The organism is Streptomyces sp. Da 82-17 (assembly GCF_046098215.1).
Lineage (GTDB): Bacteria > Actinomycetota > Actinomycetes > Streptomycetales > Streptomycetaceae > Streptomyces.
This window is the reverse complement of the sequence record NZ_JBJURH010000013.1, coordinates 32,915-55,032: the sequence shown is the minus strand read 5'-3', so window position 1 is coordinate 55,032 and position 22,118 is coordinate 32,915. Positions and strand designations below refer to the sequence as shown.

The 22,118-nt window shown below is 72.6% G+C and carries 19 protein-coding genes; 9 read left to right on the top strand and 10 right to left on the bottom strand.

The window, feature by feature from the left end; translation table 11 throughout:
• Positions 1-7 precede the first annotated feature (7 nt).
• From ACIDOF_RS22210 to ACIDOF_RS22200, 3 genes are all read left to right on the top strand, one after another.
• Positions 8-898 carry an AAA family ATPase gene (locus ACIDOF_RS22210; protein ID WP_409007754.1) on the top strand — a complete coding sequence of 297 codons (891 nt, stop codon included), beginning with the start codon at positions 8-10 and terminating at the stop codon, positions 896-898.
• Entirely contained in the window at positions 895-2,286 is a 1,392-nt protein-coding gene (locus ACIDOF_RS22205; RefSeq protein WP_409007752.1) for a vWA domain-containing protein, read from the top strand. Before ACIDOF_RS22210 ends, ACIDOF_RS22205 begins: the two co-directional genes overlap by 4 nt.
• A gap of 103 nt (positions 2,287-2,389) precedes the next feature.
• Positions 2,390-2,869, top strand: a complete 480-nt coding sequence (locus ACIDOF_RS22200) for a carboxymuconolactone decarboxylase family protein (protein WP_409007751.1) — start codon at positions 2,390-2,392, stop codon at positions 2,867-2,869.
• Positions 2,870-2,953: 84 nt separating this feature from the next.
• Here ACIDOF_RS22200 and ACIDOF_RS22195 read toward each other — a convergent pair whose 3' ends face one another.
• The 3 genes from ACIDOF_RS22195 to ACIDOF_RS22185 form a co-directional block, all read right to left on the bottom strand.
• Positions 2,954-4,480: a YfcC family protein gene (locus ACIDOF_RS22195; RefSeq protein ID WP_409007750.1), complete on the bottom strand. Its 1,527-nt coding sequence runs from the start codon at positions 4,478-4,480 to the stop codon at positions 2,954-2,956.
• Positions 4,477-5,865, bottom strand: a complete 1,389-nt coding sequence (locus ACIDOF_RS22190) for a M20/M25/M40 family metallo-hydrolase (RefSeq protein WP_409007749.1) — start codon at positions 5,863-5,865, stop codon at positions 4,477-4,479. The genes ACIDOF_RS22195 and ACIDOF_RS22190 overlap by 4 nt, the downstream gene beginning before the upstream one ends.
• 251 nt (positions 5,866-6,116) lie before the next feature.
• On the bottom strand, positions 6,117-6,842 hold the full coding sequence (locus ACIDOF_RS22185) for a methyltransferase domain-containing protein (RefSeq protein ID WP_409007748.1): 726 nt from the start codon (positions 6,840-6,842) through the stop codon (positions 6,117-6,119).
• A 212-nt stretch (positions 6,843-7,054) separates the two neighbouring features.
• Here ACIDOF_RS22185 and ACIDOF_RS22180 point away from each other — a divergent pair, with 212 nt between their 5' ends.
• Positions 7,055-7,969: an esterase/lipase family protein gene (locus ACIDOF_RS22180; RefSeq protein ID WP_409007747.1), complete on the top strand. Its 915-nt coding sequence runs from the start codon at positions 7,055-7,057 to the stop codon at positions 7,967-7,969.
• 20 nt (positions 7,970-7,989) lie between these two features.
• Here ACIDOF_RS22180 and ACIDOF_RS22175 read toward each other — a convergent pair whose 3' ends face one another.
• The 4 genes from ACIDOF_RS22175 to ACIDOF_RS22160 form a co-directional block, all read right to left on the bottom strand.
• Positions 7,990-8,358, bottom strand: coding sequence for a VOC family protein (locus tag ACIDOF_RS22175; protein ID WP_409007746.1), 369 nt, complete (start codon positions 8,356-8,358; stop codon positions 7,990-7,992).
• 66 nt (positions 8,359-8,424) lie between these two features.
• Positions 8,425-8,715, bottom strand: a complete 291-nt coding sequence (locus ACIDOF_RS22170; RefSeq protein WP_409007745.1) for a ribosomal protein L7/L12 — start codon at positions 8,713-8,715, stop codon at positions 8,425-8,427.
• Positions 8,716-8,768: 53 nt separating this feature from the next.
• On the bottom strand, positions 8,769-10,100 hold the full coding sequence (locus ACIDOF_RS22165; protein WP_409007744.1) for a deoxyguanosinetriphosphate triphosphohydrolase family protein: 1,332 nt from the start codon (positions 10,098-10,100) through the stop codon (positions 8,769-8,771).
• A gap of 28 nt (positions 10,101-10,128) precedes the next feature.
• Positions 10,129-10,965, bottom strand: coding sequence for an alpha/beta fold hydrolase (locus ACIDOF_RS22160; protein ID WP_409007743.1), 837 nt, complete (start codon positions 10,963-10,965; stop codon positions 10,129-10,131).
• Between the two features lie 49 nt (positions 10,966-11,014).
• Here ACIDOF_RS22160 and ACIDOF_RS22155 point away from each other — a divergent pair, with 49 nt between their 5' ends.
• Positions 11,015-11,509 (top strand): MarR family winged helix-turn-helix transcriptional regulator, encoded by a 495-nt coding sequence (locus ACIDOF_RS22155; RefSeq protein ID WP_409007742.1) that lies wholly within the window; start codon positions 11,015-11,017, stop codon positions 11,507-11,509.
• Positions 11,510-11,529: 20 nt separating this feature from the next.
• On the opposite strand, the gene ACIDOF_RS22150 is transcribed toward ACIDOF_RS22155, so the two are convergent.
• Both ACIDOF_RS22150 and ACIDOF_RS22145 read right to left on the bottom strand, forming a co-directional pair.
• Entirely contained in the window at positions 11,530-12,600 is a 1,071-nt protein-coding gene (locus ACIDOF_RS22150; RefSeq protein WP_409007741.1) for a Ppx/GppA family phosphatase, read from the bottom strand.
• Between the two features lie 103 nt (positions 12,601-12,703).
• Positions 12,704-14,704 carry a galactose oxidase-like domain-containing protein gene (locus ACIDOF_RS22145; RefSeq protein ID WP_409007740.1) on the bottom strand — a complete coding sequence of 667 codons (2,001 nt, stop codon included), beginning with the start codon at positions 14,702-14,704 and terminating at the stop codon, positions 12,704-12,706.
• 235 nt (positions 14,705-14,939) lie between these two features.
• Between ACIDOF_RS22145 and ACIDOF_RS22140 the strand changes: the two genes are divergently transcribed.
• From ACIDOF_RS22140 to ACIDOF_RS22130, 3 genes are all read left to right on the top strand, one after another.
• Entirely contained in the window at positions 14,940-15,758 is an 819-nt protein-coding gene (locus ACIDOF_RS22140) for an NAD(P)H-dependent oxidoreductase (protein ID WP_409007739.1), read from the top strand.
• Between the two features lie 101 nt (positions 15,759-15,859).
• Positions 15,860-17,059 (top strand): lactonase family protein, encoded by a 1,200-nt coding sequence (locus ACIDOF_RS22135; RefSeq protein ID WP_409007738.1) that lies wholly within the window; start codon positions 15,860-15,862, stop codon positions 17,057-17,059.
• Between the two features lie 390 nt (positions 17,060-17,449).
• Positions 17,450-18,883, top strand: coding sequence for a PP2C family protein-serine/threonine phosphatase (locus ACIDOF_RS22130; RefSeq protein WP_409007737.1), 1,434 nt, complete (start codon positions 17,450-17,452; stop codon positions 18,881-18,883).
• Positions 18,884-19,012: 129 nt separating this feature from the next.
• On the opposite strand, the gene ACIDOF_RS22125 is transcribed toward ACIDOF_RS22130, so the two are convergent.
• Entirely contained in the window at positions 19,013-20,509 is a 1,497-nt protein-coding gene (locus tag ACIDOF_RS22125; protein ID WP_409007736.1) for a hypothetical protein, read from the bottom strand.
• Between the two features lie 233 nt (positions 20,510-20,742).
• Here ACIDOF_RS22125 and ACIDOF_RS22120 point away from each other — a divergent pair, with 233 nt between their 5' ends.
• Positions 20,743-21,882, top strand: coding sequence for an aminoglycoside phosphotransferase family protein (locus ACIDOF_RS22120; RefSeq protein WP_409007735.1), 1,140 nt, complete (start codon positions 20,743-20,745; stop codon positions 21,880-21,882).
• Positions 21,883-22,118: the final 236 nt, after the last annotated feature.

The window sequence follows — 22,118 nt, the reverse complement described above, 5'->3', positions numbered from 1 at the left end:
GGCCGAGTTGGGCAGCACCGAGGAGGTCGGGGACCGTACGCGCTTCGGTTCCGTCGACGACGTCGAGGCGCGTCTCGCCGGGGCCGGCTATCTCGCGTCGCCCGACGTCGCGACCACCGTGTTCCTCGCCGACCGGCTCGGCAAGCCGTTGCTGATCGAGGGCCCGGCCGGGGTCGGCAAGACCGAGCTGGCCAAGGCCGTGGCGGAGGTCGCTCAGGCGCGGCTCGTACGACTGCAGTGCTACGAGGGCGTGGACGAGGCGCGGGCACTGTACGAGTGGAACCACGCCAAGCAGTTGCTGCGGATCACGGCGGGCCGGGACGAGAGCTGGGACGAGACCCGTACCGACATCTTCAGCGAGGAGTTCCTGCTCGCCCGCCCGCTGCTCACCGCGATCCGGGGCGCGGACCCGAAGGTGCTGCTCATCGACGAGGTCGACAAGGCCGACGTCGAGGTGGAGGGCCTGCTCCTGGAGGTGCTGAGCGACTTCCAGGTGACCGTGCCCGAGCTGGGCACCGTGCGCGCCGAGCGCAAGCCGTTCGTGGTGCTCACGTCGAACGCGGCGCGCGAGCTGTCCGAGGCGCTGCGGCGGCGCTGCCTGTTCCTCCACATCGGCTTCCCCGACGAGGAGTTGGAGCAGCGCATCGTCCGCCTGAAGGTTCCCGGCCTGGACGCGGCGCTCACCGCGTCCGTCGTGCGGGTCGTCGGCGCGCTGCGGGCGATGGACCTCCGCAAGGCGCCGTCGGTCGCGGAGACCGTCGACTGGGCCCGCACCCTGCTGGCCCTCGGCACGGACACGCTGGACGAGACCGTCGTACGGCAGACGCTCGGCGTCGTCCTCAAGCATCAGGAGGACGTGGCCAAGGCGGCGGCGAAGCTGGACCTGGACGCGGTGTGAGCGCCGGCACCGGGACGACGGGTGCGGGCGCCGGAGTGGCGGACCGGCTGACCGGGTTCGTACGGGCGCTGCGCGCGCAGGGTGTGCGGGTCGGCACCGGCGAGAGCGTGGACGCGGGGCTCGCGGTGGCGGCGCTCGGCCTGGCCGACCGGGAGCGGCTGCGGGCGGGGCTCGCGGCGACGCTGCTGCACAACGAGGGCCAGCGGCCGGTGTTCGACCAGCTCTTCGACCTGTACTTTCCGCGCGCGGTCGGCGCCCCTGACTCGGGGGCCGAAGTCCCCTCGGGCCGCGAGGAGTTGAGGGATCGGCTGGCCGTCGCCCTGGCCTCCGGCGACGCGGCGGAGCTGGCGCAGCTGGCCGCGCAGGCCGTGGACTCGCTCGGCGGGTACGGGGACGCGTCGGGCTCGGACGGCTGGTCCGCGTACCAGACGCTGGAACGGCTGCGGCCGCAGACGCTGCTCGCGCGGGTGCTCGCCGGGCTGCGTCAAGAGCAGGACACGGAAGGGGAGTTCACCGACCGGCTCACCGCCGACGAGATCCGGCGCCGGATCGAGGACTTCCGCGGCCTCGTCGCGACCGAGGCGCGGCGACGGGTCGCGGAGCGGCGCGGCACCGACGCGATCGCCCGCCGGGCCGTCGCCCCCACCGCCGACCGCGTGGACTTCCTCATCGCCCACCGCGGCCAGCTGGCCGAACTGCACCGCGCCGTACGGCCGTTGGCGCGGAAGCTGGCCACGCGGCTCGCGGCGCGCAGGCGGCGGGCGGCACGCGGGCGGATCGATCTGCGGCGTACGGTGCGCGGCTCGCTGTCGACGGGCGGGGTGCCGATGCGTCCGGTGCTGCGCAGACGGCGGCCGGGCCGGCCGGAGCTGGTGCTGCTGTGCGACGTGTCCGGGTCGGTGGCCGGGTTCGCGCAGTTCACGATGCTGCTCGTGCAGGCGCTGCGGGACGAGTTCAGCAAGGTGCGGGTGTTCGCCTTCGTCAACAGCGTCGACGAGGTCACCGAGCTCGTCGACCGCGGCCGCGCCGACCCGGAGGGCCTCGGCGCCCGCATCCTGACGCAGGCCGGGGTCACGCGCTTCCACAGCAGCAGCGACTACGGCACGGCCCTCGGCGAGTTCGCGGAGCGGTACGCGCACACGCTCGGCCCGCGCTCCTGCGTGTTCGTCCTCGGCGACGCCCGCACCAACCGCACCCCGCCGAACGCGGACGCCCTGCGCGCCGTGCGGGACAAGGCGCAGCGCGTGTACTGGCTCAACCCGGAGCGCCGCTCGGCCTGGGACACGGGCGACTCGGCGGCGTCCGTGTACGCGGAGGTCGTCGACATGTACGAGTGCCGGACGGCCCGCCAACTCGGCTCGCTCATCGGCCGGTTGGTGCCCGTGTAGGCCGCCGGGGCGGGTGGGGTGTCACAGTTCGGGCCCGGCCGGGGTCCTGTGTGCGGACGGCGCGGCGCAACGGGCCCGCGCCCGCACCGGGAGGACGTACACCATGGAACCCCGTTTCGACCTGATGCAGAGCCCGACCGCCGCGAAGGTCGCCAAGCGGTTCTTCAACGCCGCGCTGCCCCTCGATCAGTCGACGCTGCCGAAGGCGCTGCGCGAGCTGGTGCAGCTGCGGGTGGCGCAGATCAACGACTGCGGCTTCTGCCTCGACATCCACAGCAAGGAGGCCGCGGCGGCCGGCGAGAGCACGCTGCGGCTGCAGCTGGTCGCCGCCTGGCGGCACACCACGGTGTTCACCGACGCCGAACGGGCCGCGCTCGCACTCGCCGAGGAGGGCACGCTGCTCGGCGAGCGGGGCGTGACGGACGCGACGTGGGCGGCGGCGCGCGAGCACTTCGACGACGACGAGATCGGCGCGCTCGTCTGCACGATCGCCCTGATCAACGCGTCGACACGGATGAACGTGATCGTGCACAACCCCGGAGGGTCGTACGAGCCGGGCATGTTCGCGGCGTACGCGGACTGAGGGCCGCGCCCCGGCTCACGTCCGGGCCGGGCGCCGGCTCACGTCCGGGCCGGGCGCCGGCTCACGTCAGGACCGGGCGCCGGCTCACGTCAGGACCGCGCCGAGGGCCACGAAACCGCAGATCAGCGCGAACAGGACGGCGAGCAGGGGCCAGACGAAACGGAGGTACTTGTCGTAGCCGACCTTGGCGAGGGCGACGCCGCCGATGGTGACGGCCGTGGTCGGCACCCACAGGTTCATCCAGCCGCTCGCGGCCTGCCAGGCGGTGACGACGACGGCGCGGGAGACGCCCGCGAAGTCGGCGAGCGGCGCGAGGATCGGCATCGCGAGCGTGGCGTGCCCGGACGTGGACGGGATCAGGAACGCGAGCGGCAGGTTGACCAGGAACACGATCACCGCGAACAGGCCGGACGAGGTGCCCTTCACGACGCCCTCGATGGAGTGCAGCACGGTGTCGGTGATCCGGGAATTGTTCATGATGACGGTGACGCCGCGGGCCAGCATGATCACGAGCGCCGGGGAGATGAAGTCCCCGGCGCCCCGCGCGATCGTGGAGCTGAGCTTCTGCTCGCCGAACCGGGCCACGATCCCGACCAGCACGGCCGCGCACAGGAACAGCGCCGCCAACTGCGGGAAGGACCAGCCGAGTTCGAAGCCGTACGGCTCGGCGTCGGCGTCTCCGGTGAGGGCGCTGGACCAGGGCACCACCGAGAAGATCATGAACGCGAAGACCAGGCCGAGCAGGGCGAGTACGGCCTTGTGCAGCCCGGTGAGCGCGGGCACCTCCTCGGCGGCCGCGGCGGACTGCTCGCGGTCGCCGGGCAGGAACCCGCAGACGGACCGGTCCGGGTCGCGCTGCACTCGCTTCGCGTAGCGCACGACGTACGCGATGGTCACGGCGGTGAGGACGAGCCACATGACGAAGCGGAGGACGATGCCGTCGCCGAGGGAGATGTCGGCGGCCGACGAGGCGACGCCGGTGGCGAACGGGTTGACGGTGGAGCAGAGCACACCGACGCCCGCGCCGAGGATGGAGGCGCCGACGGCGACCATCCGGTCGTAGCCGAGGGCGAGCATCATCGGGACGAGCAGACCGTAGAAGCCGAGGGTCTCCTCGGCGAAGCCCTCGACGGTGCCGAGCACGGAGAACGCGAGCATCACGCCGGCGATGAGCAGGGCGCCGCGGTCGCGGAGGCGGTGCGCGAGGCGGGCGATGCCCCGGTCGAGGGCGCCGGTCGCGAACACCACGGTGATGAACGCGCCGATGGCGAGGACGAAGAGGAACACCCCGGCGCTGCCGTACAGCGCGCCTGTCATGTCCGGCCCGACCTGGCCGGTCTTCTCGTCCTGCACGCCGTACAGGCCGTTGACCGGGGCGAGGAACAGGTCGTTCAGCCGGTCGGTGAAGCTCTGCGTGGACTCGACGCGGTGGTACGTGCCCTGCTTGGGGGCGCCGTCCTCGGTGCGCTCGTACGCGCCGGGCGGGATCAGGAACGCGAGCAGCCAGACGGCGACGGTGACGAGGGCGAGGACGGTCAGGGCGCTCGGGAACGTGAACTTCCGTCCGCTGTCCGGCGGTTGGGCCTCTTCGGTCGTGCTCGGGCTGCTCACCGGGCGGCGTCCTTGCGGTGGCCCGGGGCGTCCTTGCGGAAGTCGGCGGCGTACTCGCGGACGAACGCGCACATCGCGAGGACCGTGTTGCGCAGCTCGGAGAAGAGGACGCGTTCGTTGGGGGCGTGCAGGTTGCACATGCTGTCCTGCGCGCCGAACAGCAGCACCTCGGCGTCGGGCGCGGCCTGGGCGAGCCCGTTGACCAGCGGGATGGAACCGCCGGTCGCCACGTACGCGGCGTCCGCGCCCCAGGCCTCCTTCAGGGCGCGGCGGGCGGCGCGGTAGGCGGGCCCCTCGGTGGCGGCCTCGTAGCCGGGCCCGGTGTCGCCGGGTGTGACGGTGAGCGGGACGCCGAAGGGGCGCAGGGCGCGCAGATGGTCGACGAGCCGGGCCTGCGCCTCGTGCGGGTCCTGCTGCGGGTGGAAGCGCAGGTTGAGCTTGGCCCGCGCGTACGGCACGACGGCGGAGGCGGCGCCCTCGACGGCCGGCGCGTCCAGGCCGACGACGGTGACGGCGGGCCCGCTCCACAGCCGCTCGCCGAGCCCGCCGGAGCCGAGCAGCGGCAGGTCGTCGTGGACGCCGGCGAGGGTACGGAACTCGTCGTCGGTGTACCCGGCGCCGGTCCACGGCTCGCGGCGCAGGCCCTCGACGGCGACGTCGCCGTGCACGTCGTGCAGGGTGGCGAGGGCCTTGATCAGGACGAGCAGGGCGTCGGGCGCGGCCCCGCCGAACTCGCCGCTGTGGCGCGGCTCTTCGAGCGTCCGGACCTCGACGACGACCTCGCTCGCGCCGCGCAGACCGGTGGTGAGGGTGGGGGTGCCGGGGCGGAGGTTGCCGAGGTCGGCGATCACCATGGCGTCGCAGGCGAACCGCTCGGGCCGGGTCTGCGGGTACGTGTCGAAGGCGCTGCCGTACTCCTCCTGGCCCTCGAACACGATCTTCACGCCGACCGGGGGCCGGCCGCCGTACGCCCGCAGCATGCCGAGGTGGGCGATCACATTGGACTTGTCGTCGGCGATGCCGCGCGCCCGGAGCCCGCCCGCGACGGGGGTCGGCTCGAACGGCGGCGACTCCCACAGCGACTCGTCGCCGGGCGGCTGCACGTCGTAGTGGCTGTACAGCAGCACGGTCGGCGCGGCCGGGTCGGGCGGCGGGATCTCGGCGAGGACGACGGGCGCGGTGTCGGGCAGATCGATCCGGTCGACGTACTCGACGCCCGCCTCGCGCAGCAGCCGTACGAGGAGGTCGTGCGCCTCGTGCACCGGGCCCGCGGGGAAGCCGGGGAAGGCGACGGACGGGATGGCGGCGAGCTCCTCCAGGTCGGAGCGGAGGCCGTCCATCAGGGCGTCGACGGTGGCGGGGAGGTCGAGGGCGTCGTCCGGCATGGGTTCCTCTCGGGCGCGAGGTCCGCTGTACGCGGTGAGCATCGCGGAGGTGAGGGGCGGGCGCATCCGGGCGAGGTGGTCCCTCCCGCACCGTCGACTCGGTGACCGCCCTCCGCCCCTTCGGGCGGGTTTGCTCCCCCACCCGCCCCTTCCCGACAGCCTGCGGCGCTGATCCGTTCGTCTGCCGCGCCGTCGTAGCTGGTCGCGCAGTTCCCCGCGCCCCTTTCCGGCCCACCGCCGTACGGGTGACCTCACCCCGCCTTGCGGGCCACGAGCAGGCGGCACCGTGGGCTGCCGTCCCGCCGCCTGCCGAACTCCTCCAACGCGTACAGCTCGACCGCGAACCCCGCCGCCTCCAGGTCCGCCCGGACCGGGCCCAGCGGCCAGGTGCGGTAGTACATGACGAACGGCGGGCGCCACAGCCGGTTCCGTACGCGCATCGCCGCGTCGAAGCCGAGCAGCGTCCAGTACGGCGGGCTGCCGATGCGCGGCGGCGCGGTCATCGGGAAGGCGAAGACGCCGCCGGGGCGCAGCACGCGGTGCACCTCGGCGAAGAGGCCCGGCCGCTCGGCGGGCAGGAAGTGGCCGAACGCCCCGAAGCTGACGGCCAGGTCGAAGGCCTCACCGAACGGCAGGGCCCGTGCGTCGCCCTGCACGAGGTGCGCCTGTACGAGGTGCGCGCTCTCGTCCGCCGCCGCCCGTCGCAGCATGCCCGCGCTGAAGTCGACGCCCGTGACCCGGCGGCGGCAGACGGCGCGCAGGACGCCGAGGCCCGCGCCCGTGCCGCAGCACACGTCGAGCCCGGAGTCGAAGGGGCCGAGGCGGGTGAGTGCGGCCCCGGTGGCGGCGAGGAACCGGTCCGGGGTGCGGAACGGGGTGTGGTCGAACTTCGGCGCGAGCAGGTCGTAGCCGCGCTCGACGGAGGTCAGCGCCTGTTCGGCCAGTTCGCGAAGGGTCGGCCCCTGGGAGGTGAACATTCCGTCACCCTAGCCGTGCGCGCTCGTTGTTGACTCTGTGTCAATTTGCCGACCCGTTACTTCCCCGTCGGCCTTACCCGCCCGTAACTTGGCTGGAGCACGACGCTCCCCCGAGGCATGACGCTTCCCCGAGGCACGACGCTCCCTCCGAGGAACGGCGCACCCTCACGTCACGGCGCACCCCCACCCATGAGCCGCAAGGAGCCTGTCCGATGCTGCGCAAATCCCTCCGTTCACCCAAGTCCCCCAGGTCACGTGCCCTCCGCGGGCTGCGGTCCGTCGCCGCGCTGCTGCTGGCCGCCGTCGCGCTCACGCCCGGCGCCTCCGCACAGGCCGACGCGGGGCCCACCACCCGAGCCGCCGCGTCGACCAGCGGCTGGAACGACTTCGACTGCAAGCCGTCGGCCGCACACCCGCGCCCGGTCGTGCTCGTGCACGGCACGCTCGGGAACTCCGTCGACAACTGGCTGGGCCTGGCCCCGTATCTCGTCGCGCGCGGCTACTGCGTCTTCTCCCTGGACTACGGCCAGTTGCCGAACGTGCCGGTCTTCCACGGCCTCGGCCCGGTCGAGAAGTCCGCGGAGCAGTTGGACGCGTACGTCGACAAGGTGCTCGCGGCGACCGGCGCGCGCGAGGCCGACCTGGTGGGGCACTCGCAGGGCGGGATGATGCCGCGCCACTACCTGAAGTTCCTCGGCGGCGCCGACGAGGTGAACGCGCTGATCGGCATCGCGCCCAGCAACCACGGCACGACGATGAACGGGCTCACTCAGCTCCTCGACGTGTTCCCCGGCGCCCGCGAGTTCGTCGACGAGAACACCCCCGCCCTCACCGACCAGGTCGCCGGCTCCCCGTTCCTGACCCGCCTGAACGAGGGCGGCGACACCGTGCCCGGCGTCGCCTACACGGTGATCGCGACCAGGTACGACCAGGTCGTCACCCCGTACGAAACGCAGTTCCTGGACGGGCCGAAGGTCAACAACGTCCTGCTGCAGGACAAGTGCGCGGCCGACCTGTCCGGGCACGTGGCGATCGGCCTGACCGACCGCCTCGCGTTCCACGAGGTCGCCAACGCCCTCGACCCCCACAACGCGAAGCCCACCACGTGCCTCTCGGCGGTGAGTTGAGGCGGTAGGGCTGGGTACGGCTAACCGCGGCTCGTGTCGATGACGCAGAAGAGGTTGTCGTCCGGGTCGGCGAGGACGATGAAGTCCGGGTCGTCCGGGTAGCTGTCCCAGTCGACGCGCCGGGCGCCGAGGCCGAGGAGCCGCTCCACCTCGGCGGCCTGGTCGGCGGCGTCGGCCGCGTACAGGTCGAGGTGGACGCGCGGCCGGGGCGACGGAGGTACGTCGCTCCGGCCGAGCGAGAGACAGGGGCCCTCGCCGTCGGCGGGGGCGAGGACCACCCAGTGCTCCTCGGGTTCGTCCCGGGGGACGTAGCCGAGGGCGCGGGTCCAGAAGGCGGTCGCGCGGGGGACGTCGGAGACGCCCAGGACGATCGATCCGATGCTCAACATCGGGCCATCATGGACCAGTTGATGCACGGGCCGGTCGGCGGCGCGGTGGTCAGCGCGTTGCGGTGGTCAGCGCGTCGCGGTGAGGCGCTCGACCTCGTCCTTCGCTTCCTTCAGGCCGACGCCGGTCAGCTGCCGGTACTCCTTGATCGCCTGCACCTGCTTCCCCTCGGCCACGAGGGCGCGGACCCGGCCCAGGTCGGGGGCGAGGGCGCCCGCGTCGACGCCGAGGTGCTCGATGACCAGGTCCAGCTTGCGCTCCACGCGGGCGACCCGGCTGTCCACGCGCTTGATCTTGTTCTCCAGGGTGCCGACGACGACGAGGACGCCGAACGCCAGCACAAAGATCGCTATCTCCATGGGAGTTGATCCTACTGCCGGGTCGCGAACGCGCGTTCACAACCAGACGCAGTTCACAACCACACGTTGTCGTTGACGGACCCGAGCCCCGTGCCCGCGAGCCTGCGGTGCAAGGCGATCGCCTGGTCCTCGGTGAGGGAGGCGACGTGGTCGGCGGCGGCGCGCAGCACGTCGCCGTGCTCGGCGAGCTCCTCGGCCCGGTCGGGCGGCAGGAGTTCGGGCGACTCGTGGGTCCAGCGCAGGAGTTGGCCGACGATGCGCCGCTGCCCGTGCTGCTGGGTGGCGAGGGCGGGCCGGTCGATGACGTACGCCCACACCAGTTCCTTGAGCAGGTCGCAGGCGGCGCGGCGCTCGGCGGGGATGACGAGGCGGGCGTCGTAGCGGATGGGGGCGTTGCCGGTGACGTCGAGGGTGATGCCGCGGGTGAAGTAGTCGATGAGGTCGGCGGTGCGGCGGTTGACGGCGACGGCGTCGTCGTGGCTGCCGGTGTACGGCGCGGGCACGGTGAGGCGTTTGCCGATCTCGGACAGGAGGTCCTGGGCGGCGCCCCGGTCGAAGGGCTCCCCGGCCCGCGCCCGCTTGGTCTCCACGTAGTCGAGGAAGCGCCGCACCTCGCGTTCGGTGTCGCCGCCGGCGGCGCCGGGCGGCGGGAAGAGGGAGGCGAGCGGGATGTGCCCGGTGCGGTAGAAGTCCTCGACGTCGTGGCAGGCGTACGTGACGTCGTCGGCCCAGTCCATCAGCTGTTCCTCGACGGGCACGGCGGTGTCCGTACGGCCGGCGCGGACCCAGGCGAAGGCGGCCCGGTCGGCGTCGTACACGCCCCACTTGAGGTGGCGGGCCGGGTTCTCGGCGAGCGGGGCGCGCTCCCAGGGGTACTTGGTGGCGGCGTCGAGGCAGGCGCGGGTGAGGTGGAGTCCGCGGTGGCCGGGGTACTTGTGCGCGGCGAGGTAGGTGATGACGCGGAAGGTCTGCGCGTTGCCCTCGAAGCTGTCCAGCTCCAACTGGCTTGCCTCGCCGCGGAGTTGGTCCATGGTGGCGCGCAGTGCGGTCTCGCCGGCGTGGCCGAAGGGCGGGTGCCCGATGTCGTGCGCCATGCAGGCCGCCTCGACGAGGGCGGGGTTGGGCCCGCCGTACTTCCGCTGCAGCCGCTCGGCCATGCGGCGGCCGAGCTGGGCGACCTTCATGGAGTGGGTGAGGCGGGTGTGGTACGCGCCGAGCTCGCCGCTCGCGACGACCTGGCTCTTGCCGGCGAGGGCCCGCCACTGGGTGGAGTAGAGGATGCGGTCCACGTCGTGCTCGAAGCCGGACCGCTGCCCGTCGTCGGACACCCGGCGGCGCAGGGAGTGCTGTTCGAGGTCGTCGTCGCTGTACTGGGCTGGGCGCATGGCCGGATGGTACGCGCGCCCGCCCAGCTCAGCCTCCGTGAATCCCCGTGAGGAAGTCCCGTACGAGGGCGTTGAACTCCTCCGGGCGCTCCAGGTTCGGGTAGTGGGCGGTGCCCTCGACGGTGGCGGACCGGCCGTCGGGGACGGTGCGGACGAGGCGGTCGGCCATGGCGAGGTGGTCGGTGGAGGCCAGCGCGCCGTTGACGGCGAGCACGGGCGCCTTGATCCCGGCGGCCCGCGTCCAGCTGTCGGCGGGGAGGACGCGCTGGTCGGGGCCGGGTTCGCGGTGCTTGGCGAGGGTGCTCGCGGCCATGTCCCGCATCAGGGCGACGACTGCCGGGTCCACCTCGGCGAGGGCGCGGTGGGGCCCGGACGCGAACTGCAGATAGGCCTCGACCCAGGCCGCCGGGTCGCCCGCCTCGAAGGCCCGCTGCTGCTCCGCCTGCACGCCGAGGACCCAGGGGTCGGCGAAGACGGCCTCGCTGGTGCCGGCGGCGGTGACGACCAACGCCCGTACGAGCTCCGGATGTTCGAGCGCCACGTCGACCGCCGTGCCGCCGCCCATGGACACGCCGACGAGCACGGCCGGGCCGAGGTCGAGACGGCGGAGCAGCGCGGCCACGTCGTCGGCGGGGCGGAAGGGTTCGCTCGCGTTGTCGGAGGCGCCGTGTCCGCGGGCGTCCGGGGCGAGCACTCGGAACTCCCGCGCGAAGTACGGGAGTTGGTGTTGCCACATGCGATGGTCGAGGAAGCCGCCGTGGAGCAGGACGAGGGGTGCGCCGGGGCCGCCGGTGTCGCGGTAGGCGAGGCGGCCGCCGTCGACGGTCAGGAAGTGGAGGTCCGAGGTCGCAGCACCATCAGTCATGACAACCAGGGTGTCATGTGCGTCGACGGATGACAACCGGGGTGTCATGATGACGTACGTGACCGAAAGTGCCCCCGCCCCGGACCAGCCCCTCCCGCCCGACCGCCTGGCCGAGCGCCTCGCGGACGTCTACGCCCTGGTCGGCCCGCTGTACCGCCGCGCCCATCGCCTCGTCGAGCAGAACGTGCCGGTCGAGGGCCTCTCCGTCGGCGTGCGCGCGGTGCTCGACCTGCTGCGGGCCAACGGGCCGATGACCGTGCCGCAGATGGGCCGCGCCCAGGCCCTGAGCCGGCAGTTCGTGCAGCGGATGGTCAACGACGCGGCGGCGCTCGGCCTGGCCGAGGCGGCGCCCAACCCGGCGCACCGCCGTTCCTCGCTGATCCGCCTCACCGACGCGGGCCGGTCCGCGATCGAAGCGGTCGTCGCCCGCGAGCACGCGCTCCTCGGCCAGGTCGACGGCGACCTCACGGAGGCCGAGGTCAGCGCCTGCCTGCGGGTGCTGTCCCGCATGCTGGCCTTCATCGACGACGTCGACGTGAACTGACCCCCGATCGGCCAGGCCCCTCAACTCCGCTGCGTCGTACGCCCGTTGCTGTGCAGCCGCGCCTGCTCCGGCACCGTCGTGCGGAGGGCGGGCAGGACGTCGGCGTACGAGGCGAGTCCGGCGGGCGGGGCGGGCTCGGCGGACGTGGTGCGGCGCCACCAGTCCGTGTCGCCGTCCTCGATGCAGCGCAGCAGGATGCCTTCGCGCAGGCCCCACGGGCAGACGGTCAGCTCGTCGATGCCGGTCAGCTTCATCACGGTGTGCGCGACGACCGCGCCGGCCAGGGACTGCCGGGCCCGCGCCGCGGAGATCCCGGGCAGCTCGGCGCGCTCCGCGCTGCTGCGCCGCGCCAGCTCGTCGAGGGCCGTACGCAGGTCGGCGCGCGCGAGCCCGCGCGGCGTGAACGGGCCGAACCGTCCCGGCGGCGCCCCGCACAACCGGGCCAGCTGCTGGAACGTACGCGAGGTCGCCGCCGTCGTCCGGGGCGCCTCCCAGCGGATCCGGGCGGCGGCGTCCCGCATCTGGTGGCGCACGTACCGGCGCAGCTCCTTGACCTTGCGGGGCGCGGGCGGGTCGTCCTGGTTGCCGAAGAACTCGCGGGTGAGGCGGCCCGCGCCGAGCGGCAGGGACAGCGCGAAGTCGGGCAGTTTCGAGCGTCCGAAGGCCACTTCGAGGGAGCCGCCGCCGATGTCCAGCATGGCGAGCGGACCGGCCCGCCAGCCCATCCAGCGGCGGGCGGCGAGGAAGGTCAGCTCAGCCTCCACCTCGCCGGGCAGCACGTGCAGGGGCAGTCCGGTGCGGGCGGTGACCGTGCGCAGCACCTCGGCGCGGTTGGGGGCGTCCCTGACGATGGCCGTCGCGAAGGCGAACGGCTCGGTCACGCCCCAGCGCAGGCCCTCGGCGCGGGCCGCCGCCACCGCGTCCACGATCCGGTCGACCTGCTCCTCGGGCACATGGCCGCCGCGGTCGACGTGCTCGGCCAGGCGCAGCGCCCGCTTCGCGGTGTGCACCGGCAACGGAACGGCACCGTCCGTGTCTGCGACGACCAGACGTGCCGTGTTCGAACCGACATCGATCACTCCCCTACGCATTCCTTCCCGGTACCCGGGGATTCCCCCGCCATGCGACGGCCCGTCAGGTACGTGACCGGACGGGCCGTCAATCAGCCAGAAAAGAGGGAAGCGTTGGGGTGTCTCAGTGGGCGGCGGCCGGGATCTTCGCCGTCGTCTTGCGCGTGGGGGCGTCGTCGCTGACCGGCACGTGCAGCCACACCGCCTCGGAGGGGACGCCGCGGTCGTCGACGGCCATCACCATGTACCAGCCGGGCGGCACGAGCGCCGGGTTCTTCGGCAGCGTGACCTCCACACCGTCCTTCGTACGCTCGAAGTCCAGGGCGATGGAGCGCTGTTCGACGTTGGTGACGTGGGTGAAGGCGCCCGGGCGCATCAGCCGGATCCGCTCGATGGACGCCGCGTCCTTGCTGGTGAACTTCGCCTTCTTCCCCAACTCGACGCTGCCGCGCGCCCCGTTGGGGTCCCGCAGCTCGGGCCGCTCGCCGCCCTGGTGCAGATACGGGGGCGTGTAGAGCTCGATGCGCTGCTCGAACGTGGCCAGCTTGGAGTTGGCCTTGTCGGCGAAGAGCGAGTCGGAGCCGAAGGTCATCACCCGCCCGTCCGGGAGCAGCAGCCCGCCGGAGTGGTAGTTGCGGCCCACGAGCGGGGCGGCGGCCGGGTCGAACTTGTTGCTCTTCGGGTCGTAGAGCGCGGCCTTGAGGACGTTGGTGTCGCCCTTGCCGCGGTAGTCGCCGGAGCCGTTGGTGGTGAGCACCTTGTCGTCGGGGAGGATCACGCTCGTGGGGTAGCGGGCCTTCTCGTACAGGTTCGGGCCGTCCACGAAGCGGGGGCTGGCGGCCTTCAGGTCGGCGAGGCGGGTGTGGTCGGTGGCCTTCTCGGACTCGCCGACGCCGCCCCCGCCGAGCACCATGTACTTCTGGTCCTGGGCGGGCGGAAGCAGCACGGACATCGAGGTCTCCAGGACGTCCGGGTCGCTCATGCCGGGCACCTTGGTGAACTTGTTGGTGTCCAGGTCCCACAGACCGGGCTCGCGCCCCTGGTCGTCCGGCCCGTACCCGGCGTTGGAGCCGGTGTAGAACAACCGGCCGTCGTCGGCGAGGAACAGCGCCGGGTAGGTCGGGAAGAAGCGGGACTTGGGGAGGTAGCGCCACTTCTTGGTCTTCGGGTCGTACACCTCGTTCTTGCCCGGCACGACCTGGCCGATCTCGTCGAGCCCGGACACGGAGACGACCTTGCCGTCCTCCAGGGTCGTCAGGGTCGGGTACCAGCGGGCCTCGCCCATCGGGTCGACCTTGATGTACTTCTCGGCGACCGGGTCGAACTCGTAGGCGTCCTTGATGCCTTGGAAGTCCTTCTTGTCGAAGGACAGCTTCTGCGCGATGCCGTAGATGTTCTTCTGCTCGTCGCCCTTGAGCCCGGAGATGCGGTACTGGTCCTGGCTGCCGGTCTGGTACTGCTCGCCCTCCTTCAGCGCCTCCACGTACACGCGCGCGCTGCTCGCCGTGACCTTGGCCTTGCCGGTCTTCGGGTCGGTGGTCTTCTCGGCGCGCGGGACGACGAGGCTCACCTTAGACTCGAAGGTCTTGCCGCTCTCCTGGCCGGTGAAGCGGGTCCCGGCGGGCAGGGTCTTCGGCTTGTCCGGGTTCTCGTTGTAGACGATCATCAGGCCGCCGGCCTTCTTCACGTCGCCCTTGAGCGTCTCGTAGCGCTGGGTGCCGCCCGCCACCAGCAGGTTGCCGTCGGGGAGTTGGGTGTGCCCGGCGCAGAACAGGTCGGCCGGGGTGTCCACGTTCTCGAAGGTGTTCTTCTCCGGGTCCCAGAGCACGGTCCGGAAGGTCTTGGCGTCGAACATCTTCGCGTTGTTGCCCGAGCCCGCGATCAGCAGCACCTTCCCGGTGTGCAGAAGGGCCGCGTGAATGGTGTTGATGCGGTACTGCTCCGGTACATCGACGAGCTTCCACTGACCGTTGGCCGCCTTGTACTCCGGCTGGTCGATCTCGTACGCGTGGTACTGCTCGGAGGCGAAGTCGTAGACCGCCGGTGCGTTGGTCGCGGCCAGCACAAGGACCACTCCGCCGCCCAGCAGGAACCGGGTGGTGCGGCGGCTCGGACGGTATCCCATCGACTCTCCCCACAAAGCACTTACGACAGCGACCCTGATGCCCACCTATGGGCGTTATGCACGATTCGCACTCTATGACGAGTGCAGGCATTAGTCCTGGATGCTCGTAGGGACTTTGGTCCTCGGCCGACCGGGGCCCACTCCTCCCCGAGCCCGGCCCGGCCTGGCCAGATGCTTGCGGTACGGGGCCATCTGGCCACTGGTTCGGCGAGGCTCGCGGGCGCACGATCGAGGCATGAGAGTTCTGTGGATCTTCGCCCACCCCGAACGGCACTCCCTCAACGGCGCCTTGCTCGACGAGGGCCTGCGCACCCTCGACGCGCTCGGCCACGAGCACCGGGTGTCCGACCTGTACGCGATGGGCTGGAAGGCCGTCGTCGACGCGGCGGACTTCGGCGGCGCGGACGCTTCCGGAGACGACTCCGCACGGGAACGGCTCGTCGTCGGGGCCGCGCAGGAACAGGCCTACGAGCAAGGGGAGTTGAGCGCGGACATCCGGGCCGAGCAGGAGAAGCTGGACTGGGCGGACGTCGTGGTGTTCCAGTTCCCGATGTGGTGGTTCGGGCCGCCCGCGATCCTGAAGGGCTGGTTCGACCGCGTCCTCGTCCAGGGCTTCGCCTTCGGCCTCAAGGACGCGTCGGGCACGACCCTGCGGTACGGCGACGGGGGGCTCGCGGGCAAGCGCGCCCTGGTCGTGACGTCGGTCGGGGCGCGTGAGTCGAGCTTCGGGCCGCGCGGCATCCACGGCCCCGTCGACGAGGTGCTGTTCCCGCTGCTGCACGGCACGTTCTGGTACACGGGCATGGCGCCGCTCGCCCCGTTCACCGTCTTCGGCGCCGACCGCATGACCGCCGAGGGCGCCCGCACGGCCGCCGCGTCCCTCGCCGACCGCCTGCGCGGCCTCGCCGACGAGGAGCCGCTGCGCTACCGGCACGAGCAGGGCGGCGACTTCGACGCCGACCTGGTGCTGCGGCCACACGTGGCGCCCGGCCGGGAGGGCGTCGCGGCCCAGCGGGTGGACGCACGGGAGCGGGTGCGGGCCGTGACGGCGTGAGGTGTAAAGCGTGAGAACCCCGGGCTCAACTGGCGTTGCGGAGCGCGCAATTCGAGTTGCGGTACTTGTCCCGGAGGGGGCGCACACGTCACTGTGTCCCCATGGATGGCCTCACACCTCCCCGCCCCCTCGGCCGGCGCCGCTTCCTCGGTGCGCTCTCGGCCGCGGGCGCGCTGGCCACGCTGTCCGGCGCGAGCGCCTCACCCCCGCCCGCGTCCACGTCCACGGACCGGCGCCCCGCCGCCTCCCGCCGCCCGAAGCCCGGCCCCCGGCCACTGCTCATCGGCACGTACACGTCGGCCGAGGGCGGCGGCAAGGGGATCGGCATCGCCTCGTACGACTCGGGCACCGGGAAGATCACCGCAGGGGACACGCTCACCGGGGTCGACGACCCGTCGTACCTGGCGGTCCACCCGGACGGGCACACGTACTACGCGGTCAACGAGGGCGAGCAGGGCGGCGTGACCGCGATCCGCTTCCGGGAGGGCGGGCCGCACCAGGTCATCGGGCGGCGCGACAGCGGCGGCGCCGCGCCCTGCCACCTGTCCGTGCACCCCGACGCCAAGTGGCTACTCAGCGCGAACTACGGCTCGGGGAGCGTCGCCGTCCACCCCGTCGACGCGTCCGGCGCGCTCGGCGAACGCACCGCCCTCGTCACGCACGACGACCCGCCGCCCGGCCCCGGCCAACAGGGCCCGCACGCCCACCAGTTCGTCACCGCCCCGGACGGCGACCACCTGCTCGCCGTCGACCTCGGCACGGACACGGTCTACACGTACCGGCTCGACCCCGCAGCCGGCACCCTCAGCCGCACCGCCCACGTCACGCTCCGGCCCGGCGCGGGGCCGCGGCACCTGACGTTCCACCCGTCGGGGCGGTACGCGTACGTCGCGAACGAGCTGGACAACACGGCGGTGGTCTGCGCGTACGACCCCGAGACCGGGCGGCTGCGGGCGGGCGAGCCGCAGGAGACCGGCACGGGGCCCGGCACGAGCTACCCGGCACAGTTCGCGGTGACGCCGGACGGCGCGTACGCCTACCTCGCCAACCGCGGCCACAACAGCCTCAGCCGCTACGCGATCGAGTCGGACGGCGCCCGACTCCGCCTCCTCGACACGGTCCCCGTCGGCGGCGACTTCCCCCGCCACATCGCCCTCTCCCCCGACGGCGCCCTCCTCTTCGCCTCGAACCAGCGGTCGAGCACGGTGACGACGTTCGCGGTCGACCCGGCCGACGGCGCCCTGCGGCGGACCGGCGAGCCCTACGCCTCTCCGACGGCGGTGTGCGCGCTGCCGCTGTGAGCCGCCGACGGCCCGGTCACCTCTCGCGACAGCACCCTCGGGCAGTCGTTTCCGGCCGTTCGCGGGGCGGCTTCCGGCCGGGGCGCGGGCGGGGTCGGCGGTCTGCCTGGAGCGGGGTGCGTACGGAGCGTTACTTGCTTCGGGCAAACGGCTATTTTCGGCCTCAACTCGCGCTGCCCCGGGCATAGTTCGAGTGGGCGCGCAACCGCGTAAACCGCCCGGCAAACCACCCGAAAACACCCATCACGCACGGCGGGACACCGGCATATGCCGAGAGCACCACCGGATCGTGTGTTGCCAAATCCCTTACGGGGCATGGCTGCCTGTGCAACAGTCGTAACCGGCTCTTCCGTCAGCCTTGGTCGCACCGCGCCTGCATCGGAGTACGTCATGCCGTCCCATCTGTTTGCGGACCGCCCCGCACCCCAGCCGCCCGAGCGCGGCACGGTCGACGCGCTCATCTCGCAGACCCAGCGACTGCGCGGTGACGTCGACGCCGTACGCCGCGACGCCGGGCACGACGACACGCATCCGCAGGGCCGCTGGCAGCGCGCCCTCTGCGAACTCGCCGTGACCCAACTCGACGACCTGAACGCCCACTTGGGCCAGCTCCGCGCCGGCATCCCCGTCGACTCCCCGGAGGACGAGGACCTCGCGTACGAGCAGGCGCCACTGCGGGCCGACGCGCCCCGCGGCTCCCTGCTCAGCCGGGTCGGCAGCGCCGAGTGGAACCTGCTGACGGACGAGGTGACCTGGTCCGGCGAGCTCTACGCCATATTCGGCTGGGATCAGACCAAGCAGCCGCTGACGCTCGACGAACTCCCCGCCCTCGTCCACGAGAACGACCAGGCGCTGCTCACCACGATGGTGACGGACTGCCTCGTCGACGGCCGGCCCATCGACGGCGAGTTCCGCATCATCCGCCCCGACGGCGAGGTCCGCACGGTCCACATGATGGGCGAGCCCGTCCTCGACTCGGACGGCATGACCGCCTCGATGTGGGCGGTCCTGCGGGACGTGAGCGAGCTGCGCCGCAGCGAGCTCGCCGTCCGCGAGACCGGGGAGTCGCTGCAGCGCCAGCAGCAGCTCGCCCAGACCGAACACCGTGTCGCCGTGGAACTGCAGGAGGCCGTCCTGCCGCCCTGGCGCGGCTCGCTCCGCTTCCAGGACGGCGGCCCCGCCTCCCTGGACCTGGCGGCGCACTATCTGCCGTCCTCGTCCAGCGCCCTGATCGGCGGCGACTGGTACGACGCGATGCAACTCCCGGACGGCGACGCCCTGTTGAGCGTCGGCGACCTCACCGGGCACGGCGTCGCCGTCACCTCCGGCATGGCGATGCTGCTCGGCGCGCTGCGCGGCATGGCCGTCGCCGGTTCCCAGCCCGGACCGCTGCTCGGCCACCTCAACCAGATGCTGGACGTGTCCGTGCAGCCCGCCCTGGGCAGCGCCGTCTGCTGCCGCTACAACCCGGTGCGCCGCACCCTGACATGGGCGCAGGCCGGACACCCCGCCCCCCTGCTGTTCCGCGAAGGGACGGGGCGTGCGCTGACGCGGCCGGACGGCGTGCTCCTTGGCGCCACCACGAACGCCGCGTACGAGCAGGCCGAGGAGCGCCTGGAGACCGGCGACCTGCTGGTGCTGCACACCGACGGCCTGGTGTCCGGGCGCGACGGCACGGCCACGGAGCGGCTCCTGGACCTCGCCCCCCGGTTCGCCGGGGCGCGCGGAGCGCAGGACTGCGTACGCACGGTCGTCGAGGAGTTCGGCCAGACCGAGCGCGAGGACGACGCGTGCGTACTGATCGCGAGGATCGGAACGCCCTGACCTGAGAGGCCGGCGGAGCCGCCTCTCAGGGGCGCGGGGAACTGCGCGAGGACGGACCACCGGCCTGAGCCCCGGCGACGAACCACCACCCGGCAGACGAGCCCCCGCAGTCGGTGTGTGCGAGAGCCCTCACGCCCTCACGTTCTTGCCCTTCGCCTTCGACGGGGCCTTCGGCATGGCGAGTTCGATCTCCTCGCGCAGGTCCTGGATCTTCGGGTACGAGGCATACTGGCCGGTGAGCCGGTACATCTCCCGCAGCCGGTCCCAGGTGCGGTGCGAGGAGGTCTCGCCCATGGACACCAGGGCCAGGCGTGCGTACCGGTCGGCCTGCTCCGGGTCGTCCGCGATGAAGCAGGCGGAGGCCAGCGAGATGTAGTCGAAGATCTTCGACCGCTGCCGGCCGCCGACGCGGAGCTCCAGGGCCTCCTTGGCGTGCCGTTGGGCGACGCCGGACGCGCTCGGGTCGTGCTCGGCGAGCGTGCGGTACGCGAGGGCCTGCATGCCGTGCATGTCCGCCTCGTCGAACATCTGCATCCAACTCGGCGGCGGCACATCGCCCTTGTCGGAGACGAACAGTTCCTCGGCCTCGCCGAGGGTGCGCCGCATCGCCTGGCCCTTACCCATGGCAGCCTGCGCCCAGGCCTCGATGGTGTGCAGCATCGCCTGCGTACGCGGCAGCACTTCGTCGCCCGAGCCGGACTTGGCGAGCTTCATCAGGTCGAGGGCGTCGTCGGGCCGGCCGAGGTGCACCATCTGGCGGGCGCCCCGGGAGAGCGCCTCGGCGGCGCGCGGCCGGTCGCCGCCCTCGCGGGCCGCGTGCGCGGCGATGACGAAGTACTTCTGGGCGGTGGGCTCCAGGCCGACGTCGTGCGACATCCAGCCCGCGAGGACCGCGAGGTTGGCGGCGACGCCCCAGAGGCGGCGCTGGAGGTGGTCGGGGTGCCGGTAGGCGAGCATGCCGCCCACTTCGTTCAACTGGCCCACCACGGCCTTGCGTTGCAGTCCGCCGCCCCGGGACGCGTCCCAGGCGCGGAACACCTCCACCGAACGCTCCAGTTCCTCGATCTCCTGCGACCCGATGGGGGCGGCCTCGTACCGGTCGTACCCAGCGGGGTCGGCGTGCAGGGGGTCGTGGTTGCGGGGAGCGTCGGCGGACAGGGCCGGGTCGGTGTGCAGCCAGTCGTGCATGGCGCTGCTGAGTGCGGATCCCGCGGCGAGCGCGGCGCCCGCGCCCACCAAGCCGCGTCGGTTGAGCATGAGGTCCATTCCCGTGAATTCGGTGAGGACCGCAGCAGTCCGCTCGGGCGCCCAGGGCAGTCCGTCGGGGTTGTCCAACTGCCCCTTGCTCTGCCTCTTTCCCGTACGCCCGTGCCGGACCAGACCTAGGTCCTCGATGGTCACGACACGGCCGAGTCGCTCGGTGAACAGGGCCGCAAGGACCCGCGGCACGGGATCGCGCGGGATCTCTCCCATGTCGATCCAGCGCCGCACCCGCGAGGTGTCGGTCGCCAGCTGCGGATGGCCCATGGCCGCCGCCTGCCGGTTCACGAGTCTCGCCAGTTCGCCCTTGGACCAGCCGGCCAGGCCGAACAGGTCTTGCAGGCGAGTGTTGGGTTCGCTGCTCACGTCAAGCCCCCAGGTTCTCGGCTGAGTTGACAGTAACCGCCTGTCATCTGCGGTGCGACTATTCGCCAGGGTTCGCCAGGGTGCGCTACGTGGTGTGCCAAGGGCCGGTAGGTGTCAGGTAGATATGCGCCACCCCGGCCCGGGGTCCGCACCGCACTCCCCAGGGTGCGACCGGGCGGCCGGGTCGGGTGGCGCATGTGACTCGTCGGCACACGAAGGGATCTGTCTCTCCCATGTACGCAGCATCGTCCTCCGTGTCCGCTCCGCCCCGGCCGCAGGCCCACCGTCAGGGCAGCGGCCCGTACTTGGCACCGTCCCGGCAGGCGGTCCCCGCCATAGGCGGCCGGATGCGGCGCCCCGCCCCCGGCACGCCACCCGTGAGCGGCAGACTCGATCTGTCCGGCGCCCAGGGCGCCCAGTTGCGTACCGCCATCGCGTCGGTGCTGCGGATCTGCCCCGAGTTCAACCCGGTGCAGGTGCTGCGGCGCAGCGGACGCTCCGTGCTCCTAGTCGGCACGACCGGGCGCTCAACCGCGGTCGCCAAGTGCTTACTGGACCACTCCCCCGCGTGGTCGGAGCGGCTCCAGCACGAAATAGCGTCATACCGCGCGTTCGTCCGGCACCGTCCGCCGGTACGAGCCCCGCGGCTCATCGCCGCCGACCCCGTGGGCGGCACGCTGGTGATCGAGCGGATGCCAGGACGGGTCGCGGCAGCGCAACGGCACCCCGTGGAGGCGCCGCCGCGCGCCGACATCCGGGCCGCGCTCGGCGCGATCTGCCGGCTCAACGCCTGGCGGCCGCCGGCCGGAATGTTCGACGCCCCGCTCGACTACGGCTCGCGGATCTCCCGCTACCACGAGCTGGGCCTGCTCACCGACCGGGACCTGGGCGACCTGCAGAAGCTGCTGCACGGCATCGCGCACTCCGCGGGCCCCAGCGGCATGGGCCAGTTCTGCCACGGCGACGCCCTGCTGCAGAACGTCCTGCTCTCCCCGGCAGGACCCGTCCTGGTCGACTGGGAGCACGCGGGCTGGTACCTGCCGGGGTACGACCTGGCGACGCTCTGGTCCTGCCTCGGCGACGCCCCCGTGGCGCGACGCCAGATCAGCCAACTCGCCCAGTCCGCGGGGCCGGCGGCACGCGACGCCTTCCTGGTGAACCTGATGTTGGTCCTCACCCGGGAGATCCGTACGTACGAGACGGCCGTGCAGCGCGCCATGACCGAGGCCCCCGCGGCTGCCTCTCCGGCGGCTGGTCCGGCCCAGGCGGGCGGCGCACCGTCCGGTGAGGAGCAGCGGCTGCTGCTGCGGCGGCTGCACGATGACGTCGCGCTTGCGCGTCGGGCGGTTCGGGCGGCGGTGGGGACTCGCTGAGGGTGCCTGCGGCGCGGGTCGGTCGGGGGTCGGGGCTCAGCCCCGGCCCCCCCTTGCCGTTGCGGCGCGCCACGCTCGGGGCTCACCGGGTCCTGCCGCCGTCGTGGGCTGTTGGGGCCTTCGCCCCAGCCCCCGGTCGCGGGCCCTACCGCCATCGCTCGACTGCAGCGCCGTCGTGGCTCGTCGCGCAGTTCCCCGCGCCCCTGACGGGGCACTCCCCGCCGTCCGTCGACTGC